This window comes from Acidithiobacillus sp. AC3, assembly GCF_050261095.1.
In the GTDB taxonomy this organism is placed as follows: Bacteria; Pseudomonadota; Gammaproteobacteria; order Acidithiobacillales; family Acidithiobacillaceae; genus Igneacidithiobacillus; species Igneacidithiobacillus copahuensis.
In genome coordinates this window covers 1,970,391-1,985,033 of sequence record NZ_CP189838.1, presented here as the reverse complement: position 1 = coordinate 1,985,033, position 14,643 = coordinate 1,970,391, and the positions used below count along the sequence as shown (strand labels likewise).

Here is a 14,643-nt window from a genome sequence, read left to right as displayed (position 1 = left end):
TACTTGAGACTGGGTTGAGGCTGGATTACACTGTTTCCAAGGTCACTATGCCGTATAGTACAAAAGTTTGCACACCTTCAACATAGGGGAGTCAGTGAAAGATTTTTTTCCGCAGGCATGGCGCAATCAACTCGCGCGTATCGACAAGCGCCAGATCGAAGATTGGGGTTTTGGCGTTATTGCCCTGGATGATGCGGCACGAGTGGTGCTGTTCAACAGTGCAGAAGAGCGGCTCAGTGGCTTGCCGCGCGCGGAGGTGATTGGCAAGGATTTTTTTGTCGAGGTCGCACCTTGCACCGCGAGCCGGTTGTTCCGTGGTCGTTATCTGCAAGCCCGTGCGCAGGGCCAGCTCGATGAGCACTTCTTCTATACCTTTACCTACCGCATTCGCCCAATCTCGGCGCATGTACACATGCTACACGACCGAAATCAATCGCCCCTGGTCTTCCTTTTTCTCGATCGTGTCGTTCCGCTCTTCGAGGATCTGGCATGAGCGCGCAACTGCAGCCACAGTCCGAGGAAGCCTTGCTGCTGGCTCTCGACGCGCTGCGACAACAGAAATTTCAAACGTCGGGACTGCGCGACGAACAGGATCTTCTGCTGTATTTCTGTCTGCAAAGCCTGTGGCAGCTCCTCAACAATGCTTATCAGGGGGACGGCAGGGCGTTTCTGAGCTCGGAGCAGACTCGGCTGCTGCAACTTGTCGATGGACGCATCGCCCAACTGGAAGCCAAGCTCCCTCAGGCATTGGTGCTGGGTGTGCAGCACTGTCTGCGCCGCTATCTGGCTGCCGTGGATGAAGCGCAGTCCGACAATGTGGAGGGGTCGGCGTGAATGCGCGCCGGGAGCTACTGCAGCTCCTGCGTGCCGGTCTTGAGTCGGGTTTCATTCTGGATTGGCGGGTGGCTGGCGCGAGCCATGGTTGGCCGGGTCCTGCGCTTCTTGCGTGGGCCTTGCGTTTGCGACAGCGTTGGCGCCAGCGCCTGGCCCCGCGTTCGCGGATCGCCGTCATGCTGCCCAATAGTCCGGCCTTTCTGGCGTATTGGCTCGCCGCCTGGCAGGGAAACTGGGTGTTCTGTCCGCTGCCACCGTTACCAGAGATGGAGCTGGAGCGGCGCTTGCGGCTGCTCGCGCCACAGCTCATGGTGCTCTGGCAGGATGGCGCGCTGCGCGAGCACTGGCATCCTGCGGCGCAGCCCGTTGCCGATCCGGAAGACCTGGCCAGCATTTTCTGGACCTCTGCGAGTGTGGGGCCGGGTAGCGCTTATGGTCTGGGGTATGACGCGCTGCTGTGGCAACTGCAGCAGCACGCCCCAGCGCTGGATCTCGACCGCAGCAGCCTGGTCCGCAACACCTTGTCTTGGGCACATATTTTTGCCGGCGTTCTCGAGCTCCTGCCGGCAGTGGCGGCGGGTACGGAGCTGCGCGTCGCTGCGCTCAGCGAGATCCGTCATGAGTCTTTCACGCATCTGTTTACGGTACCTCGCATTGCCCAGCTCCTCCCAAATCCAAGCATCTCTGCGCTGCAGGGTGGAATCATCGGCGGGGCGGCGGTGGATGCCAGTCTGGCCCAACGTCTGCTCGGCAGCGCCGTGCGGGTGGGGTATGGGCAAAGCGAGGCGGGACCCGGAATCTTATTGGGCGAGCCGGGCGTGTTCTCGGTCGCCTATGTCGGTTCGCGGCTGCCGCAGACTGAGCTGGAGCTGCGAGAAAGCCTGCGCTATCGCTCGCCGGGCCGGGCAATGGGGCGCTGGAATGGTCAGGGCTGGGAGGATCTAGAGGATGCGCAGGGCTGGGTTGATAGCGGTGATCGTGTCGTCGCCTTGTCCGATGGGCATGGTTTCCAATGGCAGGGGCGCATCGATGCCGCGTTCAAGTTGGCGGATGGTCGCGGCGTGCAGCCAGAGAACGAAGAGTTGCGCCTGCAGGCGCAGTATCCCGATCTGGAGGCGCTGATCCTGGGTGCGCCGGGATCCCGGCGTCTTACGGCTCTGGCGTCGGCGCCCCCCGCGCTCTGGCGCAGGCTGCGCTGGCACGAACGCTATCCGCTCTTTCTCTTGCCCCCGGAACAATGGAGCGTCTGGCAGGGCGCAACTGGCAAGATTCGACGAGGCGACTTGTACGCCCATTGGCGACATATTTTGGTGCAGGCAAGGCGCGTGTAAGGAGGCACAACATGGAACGATCACTACTGGTTACTGGAGCTTCGGGTTCGCTGGCCACGGAACTGATCCGCCAGGCGCGCGATGACAACTGGCGGGTGATTGCCGTATCCCGCAAATTGAGACCAGAAGACTGGGATAAAGAGGATCTCTGGCTGCAGGCGGACGTATCCACTGCGGCCGGCGCGGAGGCCGTTTTCGCGGAGCTCGCGCGGCAGGATCTGGTCCCGGATGCCCTGGCGCATTTGGCAGGCTCATTCCTGCTGGCGGGGCTGGCCCAGACTTCGGAAGCAGCGTATCGCCAGTGTCTGGCCGCCAACCTCGATTCCGCCTTTTTCCTCCTGCGGAATTTCGTGAATATCCGACGAAAAGCCGGTGGTGGCGGAGCCGCTGTCTTTGTCTCGTCCGTAGTGGCGGACATTGGTGTTGCCTTTCACGAAGCGGTAGCGGCGGCGAAGGGCGGCTTGGAATCCCTGGTGCTAGCCGCCGCTGCCACCCATGCACGCGACCAGATTCGCATCAATGCCGTGCGTTCCGGTCTGATGGATAGCCCGGCCGCAGCGCACATCCTGCGCAATGAGCGCGCGCGGGATCTCGCCCGCCAGCAGTATCCATTGGCTTCGCTGATTTCGCCTGAGGAAGTCGCTCAGGCCATTCTGTACTTACTGTCGGCAGAGCAGATTACCGGACAGATTCTGGCGGTGGATGGCGGGTTTGGCGCCATCCGGCCCTTGGTGACGCAATAGCAGCCCAGGGCCCGCAGTGCGGGTCCGGGGCAGGCTGATTACGCAGCGGGCATGGGCGCGACGCGGAAGGTCTCGAAGATGATGTCGATGGCGGTGTGTTGCGCCCCGTGCGCGACGGCGTCGAAGATGTCCTGATCGCTCCAGTCCAGCGCGCGCAGTGCAGCAATTTCTTCGTTCTTCACGCTATGCGGGTTACGCACCGCACGAAGCACATAGTCCAACAAGTGATTCTCCCGCTTCTCCAGAGGTCCTTCCAACGGATGCTCGCGGGCCTTGGCGATAGCTTCCGCTGAAAGTCCCGCATTCAACAGAAGCGATTTATTGAAGCCAATACAGAATTGGCAATTTCCGTCCTCTGACAGGATGTAGCGCAGCATCGCCAGAAAATTGGCGGAAAGCCGCGGGTGCTGGCCGAAATAGCCAAGGGTCTGCATCTGAATCTGCAAGAGTTTGGGGCTGACACCGAAGAGCTGCAGCCCCTCAGGCACGCCTCCGAAGGATTGGGTGATGGCCGCATAGAGCTCCGCCAACTCGCCCTGTGCGTCTTTGGGATCGGTAAGATGAAGTGTTGCCATGAGATGATCCTCCGTTAGATTGGAGAAGACAACATACCAACCGAACGGTATGTAATCAAGTAAAAAGAGTTCCGGCAAGCTGGGTGGATCAGTGCCACCAAAGAATCAAGCGCGGGGTAGTAGCTGATCTAGTGCATTTGCAAATGCCTGCCGATCGGCGTGGCTGAGTGCAGTGGGGCCCCCTGTGTGCACTCCAGAGTCGCGCAGTTGCTCCATCATGTCACGGATCCGCAAGCGCTCGCGGATGGTTTCGGGGGAATATCGCTCCCCACGCGGGCTCAGAGCATAGCCACTTTTCTCCAGCACGGCGGCGGCTAGCGGAATGTCGCCAGTGATTACCAGATCGCCTGCCGCGATTTGCCGGACAATTTCCTCATCGGCCACATCAAAGCCCCTTGGCACGACCAGAGTACGGATAAAGGCAGAGCGAGGTACGCGCAGAGGCTGATTGGCTACCAGGGTCAAGGGTAGCTTCAAGCGCTCGCTGGCGCGATACAGGATTTCTTTAATGACGTTGGGACAAGCGTCGGCATCCACCCAAATATGCATGTGACGGATCTCAGGAAGGTTGGACTGAAAACACCATGTCACAGATATGACTTTCTCACAATCGATGCCTTCAAGGAGGACAGTTGACTGCGTCTCCTATGAGAACCGCTAATCACACCTGGCGGCATTGCGGGCGATGTTGGACACCAACATGCTGCTTTCTGGCATTGCCTAGCCCGCCAGTGTGTCGGGCAAGATTCTGGCTGCGTGGCGACATGCTTCTGTCAGAGGTGCTGTTGTCAGACTATATCCTCGAAGACCTTCGGCGGGTACTGCCTCGACTGGCGCACCGCCATGGGTTGATTGCGACCGAGATGAGCGATCTGGTCGATATTATGCCTATCCAAGCAGAACTGATCACCCCCTACCTGGGCTCGATCCGCACTTGCGCTACGACAAGGGTCGACCGGTGCTGCATACTCCGCTGACCGCATTAAAGTCGTCGGGTGTAAACTATCTCATTACTGGGGTCAAAGATCTTCTGGCGTTAGCCGATCGTTACTCTGTTGTCACCCCAGCAGAGTTCTGGGAGGCGCATGGCGGAGTGTAACTCTGCAAGGGGTGCTTGAGACTGGAGGCGGATGCTGGGTTGGATTACTCTTCGACGAGAATGATTGGTGGTGCTCCGAAGCAGCCTGCAGGTCAGAGTGCCAATTTTAACTGCGAGCTTGATATTGACAAACGGAGTTAAGATGCAGTAATTTAGGTTAACTCGATAAATTCCAGATATTCAAAATCGGGTAAGTGAAAAACTTTCTCGGCAATCAATGCGTCAAGAAATTTTTAAAGGAATTATTTCATGGGTGCGTTATTTTTAGACTTTCTAAAAAACATTAATTCATTTACTTCATTTCTAGATTTGGTTTTAGTTGCCGTATTTATTGTTATCTTTAATGTAATTAATCTTCTATCTTCAGGAAAAATATATAGAATAAAAATATCTAAATCGGATACAAATTTAAATATTATTGAGAAGCTCGTCGGTAGCAGCAATGTAAACCTTAGCGATGAACAAAAAGCCCTTTGTGATCAGATAGTAACAGAATCTCTGATCAATATCTGGACCGGTTACAGGATCAGGCTTGATCAACTATCAGTATACAATTTTGTAATGGCAACCACTGGAAATCAATTTCTGGCAGTATTTTGCGCTAAGTCAAAAAGACCGGGGGAAACAATAAGAGAAAACTCCAAGAGATCTGCAGTGGAATCTGGGATAATTACTATATTTGTTTTTGTATTTTTATTTTTAGGATCTTTTCTTGCTGGGTTTATTATGTCTAAATCGAAAGTCGCAACTCGAATTGATCTAAATTTTAAATATACAATAGAATTTTATTCTGATATATTTTTTATGTTCGTTTTTTTTGTTGTCTACATTTTTTCTTTCAATCGGTTTACAAATTCTACTATACTCTGGTATAAATGCCGAAAAAACAAAGAATTTGGAGAATTCAAGTAATGAATTCATATAACGACTAGCTTCTGCACGCTGTTCGTTAAAAAACTGTAGACGTTTGTCCAATCAGATGAAAATATTCTGAAAGTAATCCTGTTGAATGCCTCGGTTATTTATCCAAATAGCCGCCATCCACCGTCGTTGGCCCTGATGGTCGGCAGCATACACTTTTCCTCAATGAAAGTCATCACATATAGGGTTAAGATTTTTTAACCGAATGTCATTTGTGCCTTTGGCTCATTAAGCCGAACTTTTAACAGCATTGGGAAATCAGCCGGCCAAGTCATGTATGCCAAATGCGGCGGATATTCCAAATTTATCAGATAAATGTGGCTATAATTGTGCGCTTCTCTGGCATCAACGTTTAGCCAAACGGGCAGTATCACGGTCTTATTTCCGAATATCTTCCGAGCAAGAATTGAGTCGAACTCCGCGTGTCCTCAGCCATCATTTGATAGAAAATTATGTGACAAAATAACAATGCATTTGTTAGTTTCACGAAGTCCACGCTCTATGCTTGATCAAAGGCTATCATCTACCTTCAATGAGAACTCATCGTACCACACTGTGCAGAAATTTTTTGCAAGCTTATGTGCGAGCTCTCGAACAAAAGAATCCTTGCCACGGGAGTCGTGTGAAATAAAGGCGAGCGGTTTCTCGCTCGCGGGGCGACTTCGGGCATGCTCTCGATCACAGATATACAGAAATAATCTCGCATTCAAAATTTATCAACTAGTGATGCTCTTTGCGCCATTGTGAGATCAAAATGGAGATAGAATTGAGCTCTTCTCGTGAGCTGAAGAGTCGCGCTCGATTGTCGCTCAGAGTATTCAGAGTGTCCCGTTTCCACATGGATAGTGTCTCCCCTGGATCTGAGACATCAATGTTCCGGTTCCGATGAGTGTAAGAGTGTGCTCTAAGCACTGAGACAACCCATTATTTCCTGGTAAATAGAAATACCAATACTTTGAGTTTGCTTCGAAATCATAAGCAATCTTGGCAATTAAGTTTGCAAGCACGACACCGTCTCTGGTGGCAAGAGTTCACGGAAGATGCATTGCCAGTACTAGTGTCCAGTCAGTATCAAAATACTCCAGAATGGTAGCCATTGAATTCTTCCAATATCCTAAGATGCTGCTGAAAAACCAACAATGAAATCCGGGAGACACCCATTTTCCCAAAAGATACGTCTTCTGAACGTTGGGTATCTGGAAACTTTTCGGCGAAGAAATCTGTTAGTTATCCTATCCGCTTTTCGCCTAGAAAACACGACTGTCAAACATACAGACCCATCTTTGAATGATAGCTTCCGCTGCATAATCGTCTATTCCGCATTGGATCATGCAGCCTCGTGTTGCAGGGATTCGTAGCCGATGCAGGCCAGCCAAACCGTCTTTGGTATGGGTCTGGCCCCACTTTTATAGTAGGCAATCATCCGGCGGGTCATACCAATAGCCTGGGCAGCCTGATTCAGGCTGAGTCGGTTCCGCTCCATCCAGCCAGCGAAGTCCTCGCGGGTCGGCAGGCCTGCCTGCTGGCGACCCAGGCTATACAATTGGTCTGCCCCCAAATCCAGCCCGCCCGGCCAACTCAGGCCATCTCCCCAGTCATCGCTCTGGACTTGCGCAAAAATCGCCGGATCGCGGAGAGCGGCAAAGGGGTCTCCTTCCCGTTTGGCACCGATAGTGCTGACCAGATCTGTCACAAAAGTTTCTCTAGTCGACCACTCAATGGTGGCCTGGAATGGCCCGGTGATCTCGATTTTACGAATTTGTGGTGCATGGTTCATGGATTCAGCCTCCGATATTCCGCTAGCAACATTTCTCGACGCGCCGCTATCCAAGCGCGCACGGGAAACAACCGCTTCCTCGGTGTCACAAAGCCTGAGAGTAATTCCCCGATTTCGATGGCCAAAGACACCCGTGATCCATCCCGGAATTGAACGTGGACGTGAGGCAACAGATGAGGCTCTCGACCGTTGATGCGTACACGCCAATCATCCACAGGAGGATACGTCATCATAAGTTGAGGATAGGGCATCTATTGCACTACCTCAAGGGGTGATCACCGCCTTTAGACGCCAACGGCAGATGAATTCGCACAGCTCAGACCCCTAGCAACTTGAAAGAACGTCTTTGGCAGATAATCTCTTGCTCAGCGTCGGTTCAGGCCGCGCTTTTGCAAAAATTCCCGCATGTGTGGGCGCGCTTCACGACCCACCAGGCCCGCTACCTGTTGCGACCAGGAGCTATCCTTGCTGTTGCTGCTACGTTGCCCGTAGTACGCACGCATCTCTTCATCGTAGGCCGCAATCCCATCCTGCTCGCTGTTGGCGTCGTAGTGGTCTTTCTTGCGCACGACGGACAGCGGCAGACGCGGCTTAACCTCAGGGTCCTGCGCGGGATAGCCCAGGCAGAGTCCGAAGACCGGGTAGGCCTGCGCCGGAATATGCAGAAGGTCACTGATCTCCTGTGGATGATTGCGCACGGCGCCGATATAGCAGGTGCCCAATCCCAGGGACTCCGCAGCAATCACGCAATTTTGTGCGGAGAGCGCGGCATCGATGGTGGCAATCAGAAAATGCTCCGTCATTCCATCGACAAAGGCTGTGCCTTGGCGTTCACAAATGTGTTCCGCCCGGTGCAGGTCGGCGCAGAAGAGCAAAAAGACCGCGGCAGTACGGATCTGGTCCTGGTCTCCCGCGAGCTGGGCAACCTGCGCCCGGAGATCACGATCATCGACCTGGATCACGGAGTACGCCTGGATGTTGCTGGAGCTCGCTGCCGCCTGGCCACAGCGTACAATCTCCTCTACCACGGCGTCCGCGACCGGCTCGGGACGAAACTGACGGATGGAGCGATGCGTCTGCAGAAGGGAAAAAACATCATTCATGCTATACCTCGGAAGTCAGCGAAGAGAGACAGCGCGGTTGAGCCACCAGACCGTACCGTTCAAATAAAAGGCCACGCAGAGCCAGAGCAGGTACGGGAGCATGAGCATACCGGCAACGGATTCGATTTGGAAAAAGAGGATGGTTGCGATCAGCACCAGGGCGAAGAGAAGAGACAAATCCAGCCAAGCGAGCAACATGCGCCTACGTCCAAAAAAGATCCACGACCAGGCGGCGTTGGCGACCAGTTGCAAGGCGCAGAGAATCAGGGCCGCACTGCGGATGGGCGCGGCGGGGGCGAGCCAGACCATCGCCGCGGCCAGCGCCATGAGGATGTAGAGCAGCGTCCAGACCAAAGGAAAAACCCATGGCGGGGGCAATCCCGGTGGCTTGCGCAGCGACTGGTACCACGAACCCGGCCGGTAGCGAGCCCCAGTAAAGGCAGTAGCAAAGCTCAAGGCCAGGCTGATGGTGTAGGTAAGTACGACCACGTTCCCTCCCAGCAACTGACGGGTGCCGGTATCACTTCCCCGCGCGAGGCGCCGCACAGGCGGGTAGAGTACGACGTCTACTCCGGGGATGTCATAGCCGCTCGATTGGCTGCGGTATCGGGGAGCTTATGCATTTCCAGAGTAATGTCCCCGGCATGCAGTCCATACCAGGTGACATCGGTGCGATCGATGACAACATCCGGCTGAATCATGTACATCCAGTCATCGGCATGGAGATTATAGTAGCTTTTCCCCACTGGCTGTTTGACGTTATAACTCCAGTGCAGGGCAAAGCCATAGGCGTCACCTTTCGCTGCCTTGACGTCCCCGGCCGAGCCTACCGCATAGCCCGAGAAATGATGGTCGCCATCGTCCTGCAAATACCACACGCGCTTGGCGTGGGTAATCTTGCCGTCGTTGGCAATATAGGTGAAATATTCATCCAGAGTGCCCTTGTTGCCGTCCCAATGGCCGAGCATGCGCACGGTGAAGCGGTTCACCACTTTACCGGAGCGGTTCTGAAACATGCCTGTAGCTAGCAGGGGACCGTTGAAGAATTCGCGCAGCGAAAAATGCGGCTGCGTGTGGGCGTAGTCTGACGGCAGTGTTGCGCAGCCCGACAGGGCTACGGCGATAGCCACGGGGGTTAGGATATAGGGGATCTTCATGGATGTGCTCCTGAGAGGGTGGTAAAACGAAGAGCGGCCCGGTCGACTCGCTCGGGTTGTAAAAGGTAGATGGCCCAGAGTTTGAACAGCGCGGGTACGAGGGCATATCCCAGCAGCAGGGCCCATAGATTCTGCCCTTCGACGCTGTACCCGAGCCATTGCAACAGGGGCAGAATGAGCCCAGCACCAATGGCGGTCGCGGCCTTGCCCACCCAGTTGTAGAGACCGAAATAAGAACCTGCACGAGCGTCCGGATCGGCATCAGTGTGATCGGCAAGAATACTGGGCGGCAACGCCTGATCGGCGCCGAGGGCCAGGCCACTGAACAGGCACACCAGGGCGTAGCCCCAAAGCAGACCAGGCCCAAGCAAGACCGCGCCGAGAAAGGCGAAGGTTGCCAGCAACATGGCCCAGCGCCAGGCGCGGGCCTTGCTCTGCCGATGGGAATACCAGAGCCAGAAGGGCATGCCAGCAGCTCCGGACAAGAAATAGAGCAGCAGAAATCCCGGCGCCCAATGCGGAGCTCGCAAGATCTGATCCACAAAAAAGAAGAAGAGGGTGGCAGCTACGGTGTTGGCGCTCTGCGAGAGGGTGTAGACGGCGAAGAGGCGTCGCGTTGCCGGCCGACGCAGAGGCTCGTAAAAGCGCCACCAGGCTCTCTGCGAAGTAACCGCTACCGGACGTCGCAGGCTCCGATTCCAGAGCGGAATGGCCGCAAAAAAGAGTAATACGACAAAAACCAGGGCAAAGGCCTGCCAGGCGGCCTGAGCGGGAAGATGCCGCTGCAGAAGCTCGGGCAGGATGGCCGCCAGGAGTACGCCAATCAATGCCGCCCCTTCCCGCGCCGTGGTCAACCAGCTACGCGCCTGATATTGGGTGGAGAGCTCGGCCGCCATTGCCTGGTAGTTCAACCCACTGACGCTGTAGGCGACGTAAAAGGCGATGAGTGCCGGGGCCAGAGACCACCAGATTGGGAGACTGCGAAGCGGGTTGAAGAGAAAATAAAAGCTGAGCGCAAGCGGCAATAGACCCCAGGCAATCAGGCCCACCCGCGCACCGTGCCGGGCTGCCCAGGCGTCGCTCCAGCGTCCAATCAGCGGGTCGATGACGGCGTCGCCCAGACGCGTCAGCAGGAGCAGCAGCCCCACCCCCCCCAACGACAGGCCGTAGCGGGTAGCATAGAGGTGCGGCAGGAGCAGGTATACTGGCAGAGCACCAAAGGCCAAAGGTAGGCCGAACGGAGCATAACGCAGGAGGATGGCAAATTTGGGACGCTCTGGTTCAGTCATGGAGACCCAACAGCTTTTTGCGCAGGCCGGGTACTCTGGTACGCGGATCGAGCCAGATGCCGAAAAATGCTGGACAGAATTTGGGATCGTCGATTTTGCTGTAAAGCTTTCCGTCAAAATAGAAGGCGGTGTACTGCTGTGGAACGCAGAGGCCGACCAGTTCATCGCCGCTGTGCACAGAGGGAAAGGCTTGTCGCAGCTCCCGAGCAAATTCCTCTCGCAGTGCCGGGTCGGGATGGCTCAATCGATCCATTTCTCGTAAGGAGGTTTTGGCGAGCTGAGCGCTGCTGAAACTTCGGTCATAGCGGATGGCCAAGGCGAAAGGCTCGGCAGCCGGTTCATAGTCCTTGCCGCTCACATACAGCGCTGCGTCGTAGACGTGAAACAAAAACCAGTCGAGTTGGCCTGCACCGAGCAGGTGTAGGTTGGGAACAGCGCTATACAACGCCGTTGGTAAGGGAATGTCTACGCTTTCGGCACATGCCAGGGGTGGAGCACCAAGCGCCAGTATGGTAACGAGGACCAGCAGCCTACGCATGGGCGAGGGTCCACTGGCCGACATTGATGCTGCCCTCACGGAAGCCGGCCTCGCAGTAGGCCAGATAAAATCGCCACAGCCGCTGGAAGCTTTGCTCGTAGCCCATCTGACTGAGCCGAGTGCTCTGGGCATCGAAGCGGGTGCGCCAATAGTGCAGGGTCCGGGCATAATCCTGGCCGAACTGGCGGCGCCCAAGAACTTGCAGTCGCGCTGAGCGCAGCTCTGCGTGAAATGCCTTGGGCGAGGGCAGGAAGCCGCCCGGGAAGACATGGCGCCGGATGAAATCCGAGCCGCGGCAATACTGCGGATAGAGTTCGTCAGCAATGTCGATGCTCTGTACTACCGCTCGTCCTCCCCGGCGAAGCAGGCGAGTGAGGGCCTGGAAATAGGTAGGCCACCACTCGCGGCCCACCGCCTCGAACATCTCGATGGAGACGATGCCATCGTAGCTGCCCGCAACGTTCCGATAATCGCGGTACTCCAGGGAGGCCAGATCGGCAAGGCCCGCTTTTTTCAGACGTTCCTGGCCGTAGTGCAGCTGCTCGCGCGATAGCGTGATGCCGTGCACGCGGTAGCCCTGACGTGCGGCATATTCGGCGAAAGCGCCCCAGCCACAGCCAATTTCCAGGATCGTCGCCCCCGGACGCAAACGCAGGCTGGCCAATGCTATGGCATATTTTCTTTCTTGTGCCTGCTCCATGCTTTCGTCTGCGTCCTCAGAAAAACAGGCACTGGAATAGCTCATGCTGGGATCGAGCCAGAGCTGATAGAAGTCATTGCCGAGATCGTAGTGCGCCGCAATGTTCTTCTGGCTACCCGAGAGGGTGTTGGCGCGCAAGCGGTCGAGCAGGGCAAAGAAACTCCGTCGCCACCAACTGCCCTGTATCCAGGCCTCTACAGCGTTTCGGTTGCGCAAGGCGAGACTGATCAATTGAACGGGATCATTGCTATCCCATAAGCCCTGGAAATAGCTGCGCCCCATTCCCACATCTCCGTCGCGCAGAATTTGACTGATGCTGCGCCAATCGTGGATCCGCCAGTGGGCCTGCGGTCCCGCTTTCTCACTTTGGAAGCGCCAAAGCTCCCCTTCCGGGGTCTGTACTTCCAGGGATCCGCATTGTAAATGTTGATCGAGAAGCCGATACAGCAGGCGGGCCCTACGCGAGCGTGGTTTACCTGCCCAGTGCAGGGGGGCGGCGGGTGAGGTACTCATGAGCTGATCTCCTGTGCCGGGGGAATGGGTTTGCGTTGCAGGCGAATGCCGGCCCGCCAGAGCTTGAGGGCTTCCCAATGGATGCCGATGGTGACCATCAGGCTCATCAGGGGGTTGCTCAGTACCGCACGCCAAGCGGTACCAGCGCTCAGCTCCTGACGTTGGCCGGCAAGCTGGGTGATCAGACGCACCTCACCATTTTCTCCGACATGATGAATGTCTATCTGGACCCTTTCTGACTCGAAGCGAAAGCGGAACCGGTAGTGGCCATCCACGGAGAAAAATGGCGAGACGTAGAAAGCCTTCTCGGCAATGAACCAGTCATGGCGATCCATCACCCGCCCGTCGGGGTGGCGCACCAGATAACTGTGGTGCTCACCGAAGGTATTGTTGACTTCGGCAAGCACCCCACGCAGCCCACCCTGGGCATCCACGCCCAGCCAGAAGCTGACGGGCTTGAAACTGTAGCCCCACAGACGGGGATAGGTGACCAAATAGATAGCGTCCGCCGCTACCCCGTGCCTGGCAAAGATATCGCGAATCCAGATCGCCGGATCGCTGCCGTCGCGACGTCCGTGATCTGCCACGCGAAAGCTGAGAGGCGTTCGATAGCGCAATGTTTTTCGCAGCTGCTCCTGCTGGCGGATGTCAAAACAGAGCTGAAAGCCGCGATAAAAGAAGGGGCGGCGCTTGGGCTGCAGGCGCTGGTGCATGACCCGTACCGTTAGCAGGGCACCGGTCAGATGGCGTTTTGCGGACATAGCGCACGTCCCTCCTCACGCTGTGCATTCTCCACCTGCCACGGCGCCCGGATACCCAGCGCATTTGCGACAGCCATGGCACTGCGCATGCCATCTTCATGAAAACCATGTCCCAACCACGCGCCGGCAAAGAGCAGTCCGGCATCTCCCTGCAACTCGCGTAAGGTCCCCTGCGCCTGCAACGCGGCAGCGTCGAAAACCGGATGCGCGTAAGAAATCTCCTTCCATACCAGTGACGGATCAGGCTCCCGCTCGGGATTCAGGGTGACGATCACCGGATCGCGAAAGGGGAGAGGCTGCAGACGGTTGATGAGATAGCTGACGGCTACTGAGGCGTCCGAATTGCCGGTGTTCTCGCGGTGGAAGTTCCAGGCCGACCAGGCCGCTCGCCGGGTGGGGAGAAAGCTGCGATCCCGATGCAGAATCGCCCGGTTGGGTTGGTAGCGAATCGCCTGCAGCGCCTGCCGTTGCCGCTGCCAATTATCACTCAGGAGTGCGGCTGCCTGATCGCTGTGTACGGCGCTGATCACCCGATCGAAGTCTTCCGTCCCTTTGCTACTGTGCACACGGATACCATTGCCGATGGGCTCGAGACGCTGCACGGGATGATTCAGGCGGACGTCTGGAAGTTCGCGCAGAATGCGCTCGACGTAGATCCGACCACCGCCGCGCACGGTGCGCCATTGCGGGCGGCGCAGCACATTCAGCAGGCCATGATTATGACAGAACTGCAGGAAGGAGCGAGCGGGATATTCTTCCATCTGCCGCACGGGACAAGACCAGATGGCGGCGGCCATGGGCAGCAGATAGGCCTCGCGCAACCAATCTCCGTAGCCCCCGCGTTCCAGAAACTGGCCCAAGCGAACATCCTCGGTACTTTTCTGCAACCAAGCCTTTGCATCCCGGTTGAAACGCAGGATGTCGCGCAGCATACCGTAGAAGGCGGGACGGGACAGATTGCGGCGTTGTGCAAAAAGACTGTTGAGATTGGTGCCGCTCCATTCCAGCCCCAGTTCGGAGAGACGAACGCTGAAAGACATGTTACTGGGCACGGTCTCGATGCCGAGCTCGGCGAAAAGGCCGAGCAGATTGGGGTAGGTCCAGTCGTTGCAGACGAGAAAACCGGTGTCCACTGGGGCACGGATTCCCTCATGCTGAATATCGACGGTATACGTGTGCCCACCGAAGCGGCTGTCCGCCTCGAAAAGGGTTACCTGATGCTGCCGGTTCAACAGCCAGGCGCTCGCCAAGCCAGAAATTCCACTCCCGATCACTGCTATGCGCATACCCTTCTCCGGTGCC

17 protein-coding genes are annotated in these 14,643 nt (G+C 56.4%); 5 read left to right on the top strand and 12 right to left on the bottom strand.

Annotated elements, in window-relative coordinates; all coding sequences use genetic code 11:
- Nucleotides 1-94 precede the first annotated feature (94 nt).
- Genes ACQAYK_RS09975 through ACQAYK_RS09960 form a run of 4 tightly spaced genes read left to right on the top strand, consistent with a single transcriptional unit; the run spans nucleotide 95 to nucleotide 2,908 of the window.
- Nucleotides 95-493 carry a PAS domain-containing protein gene (locus ACQAYK_RS09975; protein WP_215872995.1) on the top strand — a complete coding sequence of 133 codons (399 nt, stop codon included), beginning with the start codon at nucleotides 95-97 and terminating at the stop codon, nucleotides 491-493.
- Nucleotides 490-834, top strand: a complete 345-nt coding sequence (locus ACQAYK_RS09970) for a hypothetical protein (RefSeq protein ID WP_215872994.1) — start codon at nucleotides 490-492, stop codon at nucleotides 832-834. The genes ACQAYK_RS09975 and ACQAYK_RS09970 overlap by 4 nt, the downstream gene beginning before the upstream one ends.
- Nucleotides 831-2,165 (top strand): AMP-binding protein, encoded by a 1,335-nt coding sequence (locus ACQAYK_RS09965; protein ID WP_215872993.1) that lies wholly within the window; start codon nucleotides 831-833, stop codon nucleotides 2,163-2,165. The genes ACQAYK_RS09970 and ACQAYK_RS09965 overlap by 4 nt, the downstream gene beginning before the upstream one ends.
- Nucleotides 2,166-2,176: 11 nt before the next feature.
- Nucleotides 2,177-2,908 carry an SDR family NAD(P)-dependent oxidoreductase gene (locus ACQAYK_RS09960; protein ID WP_215872992.1) on the top strand — a complete coding sequence of 244 codons (732 nt, stop codon included), beginning with the start codon at nucleotides 2,177-2,179 and terminating at the stop codon, nucleotides 2,906-2,908.
- Nucleotides 2,909-2,946: 38 nt separating this feature from the next.
- On the opposite strand, the gene ACQAYK_RS09955 is transcribed toward ACQAYK_RS09960, so the two are convergent.
- Nucleotides 2,947-3,483 (bottom strand): carboxymuconolactone decarboxylase family protein, encoded by a 537-nt coding sequence (locus ACQAYK_RS09955; RefSeq protein WP_215872991.1) that lies wholly within the window; start codon nucleotides 3,481-3,483, stop codon nucleotides 2,947-2,949.
- A gap of 105 nt (nucleotides 3,484-3,588) precedes the next feature.
- Nucleotides 3,589-4,032: a YaiI/YqxD family protein gene (locus ACQAYK_RS09950; RefSeq protein WP_215872990.1), complete on the bottom strand. Its 444-nt coding sequence runs from the start codon at nucleotides 4,030-4,032 to the stop codon at nucleotides 3,589-3,591.
- A 799-nt stretch (nucleotides 4,033-4,831) separates the two neighbouring features.
- Here ACQAYK_RS09950 and ACQAYK_RS09945 point away from each other — a divergent pair.
- Entirely contained in the window at nucleotides 4,832-5,494 is a 663-nt protein-coding gene (locus ACQAYK_RS09945) for a hypothetical protein (protein WP_215872989.1), read from the top strand.
- 1,336 nt (nucleotides 5,495-6,830) lie between these two features.
- Here ACQAYK_RS09945 and ACQAYK_RS09940 read toward each other — a convergent pair.
- The 10 genes from ACQAYK_RS09940 to ACQAYK_RS09895 form a co-directional block, all read right to left on the bottom strand.
- Complete coding sequence (locus ACQAYK_RS09940; RefSeq protein WP_215870723.1) at nucleotides 6,831-7,280, bottom strand: DUF2442 domain-containing protein; 450 nt, start codon at nucleotides 7,278-7,280, stop codon at nucleotides 6,831-6,833.
- On the bottom strand, nucleotides 7,277-7,510 hold the full coding sequence (locus ACQAYK_RS09935; RefSeq protein ID WP_215870763.1) for a DUF4160 domain-containing protein: 234 nt from the start codon (nucleotides 7,508-7,510) through the stop codon (nucleotides 7,277-7,279). The genes ACQAYK_RS09940 and ACQAYK_RS09935 overlap by 4 nt, the downstream gene beginning before the upstream one ends.
- Before the next feature lie 135 nt (nucleotides 7,511-7,645).
- On the bottom strand, nucleotides 7,646-8,383 hold the full coding sequence (nfsA, locus tag ACQAYK_RS09930; protein ID WP_215870724.1) for an oxygen-insensitive NADPH nitroreductase: 738 nt from the start codon (nucleotides 8,381-8,383) through the stop codon (nucleotides 7,646-7,648).
- Nucleotides 8,384-8,398: 15 nt separating this feature from the next.
- Nucleotides 8,399-8,872 (bottom strand): TspO/MBR family protein, encoded by a 474-nt coding sequence (locus tag ACQAYK_RS09925; protein ID WP_215870725.1) that lies wholly within the window; start codon nucleotides 8,870-8,872, stop codon nucleotides 8,399-8,401.
- Between the two features lie 77 nt (nucleotides 8,873-8,949).
- Complete coding sequence (locus tag ACQAYK_RS09920) at nucleotides 8,950-9,540, bottom strand: DUF3833 domain-containing protein (RefSeq protein ID WP_215870726.1); 591 nt, start codon at nucleotides 9,538-9,540, stop codon at nucleotides 8,950-8,952.
- Nucleotides 9,537-10,829 carry an MFS transporter gene (locus ACQAYK_RS09915; RefSeq protein WP_215870727.1) on the bottom strand — a complete coding sequence of 431 codons (1,293 nt, stop codon included), beginning with the start codon at nucleotides 10,827-10,829 and terminating at the stop codon, nucleotides 9,537-9,539. Before ACQAYK_RS09915 ends, ACQAYK_RS09920 begins: the two co-directional genes overlap by 4 nt.
- Entirely contained in the window at nucleotides 10,822-11,367 is a 546-nt protein-coding gene (locus ACQAYK_RS09910; protein WP_215870728.1) for a chalcone isomerase family protein, read from the bottom strand. The genes ACQAYK_RS09915 and ACQAYK_RS09910 overlap by 8 nt, the downstream gene beginning before the upstream one ends.
- On the bottom strand, nucleotides 11,360-12,580 hold the full coding sequence (locus tag ACQAYK_RS09905) for an SAM-dependent methyltransferase (protein ID WP_215870729.1): 1,221 nt from the start codon (nucleotides 12,578-12,580) through the stop codon (nucleotides 11,360-11,362). Before ACQAYK_RS09905 ends, ACQAYK_RS09910 begins: the two co-directional genes overlap by 8 nt.
- The gene (locus ACQAYK_RS09900) at nucleotides 12,577-13,341 is read right to left on the bottom strand and encodes a DUF1365 domain-containing protein (RefSeq protein WP_215870730.1); all 765 of its coding nucleotides are present in this window, start codon (nucleotides 13,339-13,341) and stop codon (nucleotides 12,577-12,579) included. Before ACQAYK_RS09900 ends, ACQAYK_RS09905 begins: the two co-directional genes overlap by 4 nt.
- Nucleotides 13,320-14,627, bottom strand: a complete 1,308-nt coding sequence (locus ACQAYK_RS09895) for an NAD(P)/FAD-dependent oxidoreductase (RefSeq protein ID WP_215870731.1) — start codon at nucleotides 14,625-14,627, stop codon at nucleotides 13,320-13,322. The genes ACQAYK_RS09900 and ACQAYK_RS09895 overlap by 22 nt, the downstream gene beginning before the upstream one ends.
- Nucleotides 14,628-14,643 lie beyond the last annotated feature (16 nt).

Excerpts from the sequence above, each read along its gene's own strand:
- ACQAYK_RS09970 (WP_215872994.1), top strand. The coding sequence starts at position 490 with ATGAGCGCGCAACTGCAGCCACAGTCCGAGGAAGCCTTGCTGCTGGCT.
- ACQAYK_RS09960 (WP_215872992.1), top strand. The coding sequence starts at position 2,177 with ATGGAACGATCACTACTGGTTACTGGAGCTTCGGGTTCGCTGGCCACG.
- ACQAYK_RS09955 (WP_215872991.1), bottom strand. The coding sequence starts at position 3,483 with ATGGCAACACTTCATCTTACCGATCCCAAAGACGCACAGGGCGAGTTG.
- ACQAYK_RS09950 (WP_215872990.1), bottom strand. The coding sequence starts at position 4,032 with ATGCATATTTGGGTGGATGCCGACGCTTGTCCCAACGTCATTAAAGAA.
- ACQAYK_RS09945 (WP_215872989.1), top strand. The coding sequence starts at position 4,832 with ATGGGTGCGTTATTTTTAGACTTTCTAAAAAACATTAATTCATTTACT.
- ACQAYK_RS09940 (WP_215870723.1), bottom strand. The coding sequence starts at position 7,280 with ATGAACCATGCACCACAAATTCGTAAAATCGAGATCACCGGGCCATTC.
- ACQAYK_RS09935 (WP_215870763.1), bottom strand. The coding sequence starts at position 7,510 with ATGACGTATCCTCCTGTGGATGATTGGCGTGTACGCATCAACGGTCGA.
- nfsA (WP_215870724.1), bottom strand. The coding sequence starts at position 8,383 with ATGAATGATGTTTTTTCCCTTCTGCAGACGCATCGCTCCATCCGTCAG.
- ACQAYK_RS09920 (WP_215870726.1), bottom strand. The coding sequence starts at position 9,540 with ATGAAGATCCCCTATATCCTAACCCCCGTGGCTATCGCCGTAGCCCTG.
- ACQAYK_RS09915 (WP_215870727.1), bottom strand. The coding sequence starts at position 10,829 with ATGACTGAACCAGAGCGTCCCAAATTTGCCATCCTCCTGCGTTATGCT.
- ACQAYK_RS09910 (WP_215870728.1), bottom strand. The coding sequence starts at position 11,367 with ATGCGTAGGCTGCTGGTCCTCGTTACCATACTGGCGCTTGGTGCTCCA.
- ACQAYK_RS09905 (WP_215870729.1), bottom strand. The coding sequence starts at position 12,580 with ATGAGTACCTCACCCGCCGCCCCCCTGCACTGGGCAGGTAAACCACGC.
- ACQAYK_RS09900 (WP_215870730.1), bottom strand. The coding sequence starts at position 13,341 with ATGTCCGCAAAACGCCATCTGACCGGTGCCCTGCTAACGGTACGGGTC.
- ACQAYK_RS09895 (WP_215870731.1), bottom strand. The coding sequence starts at position 14,627 with ATGCGCATAGCAGTGATCGGGAGTGGAATTTCTGGCTTGGCGAGCGCC.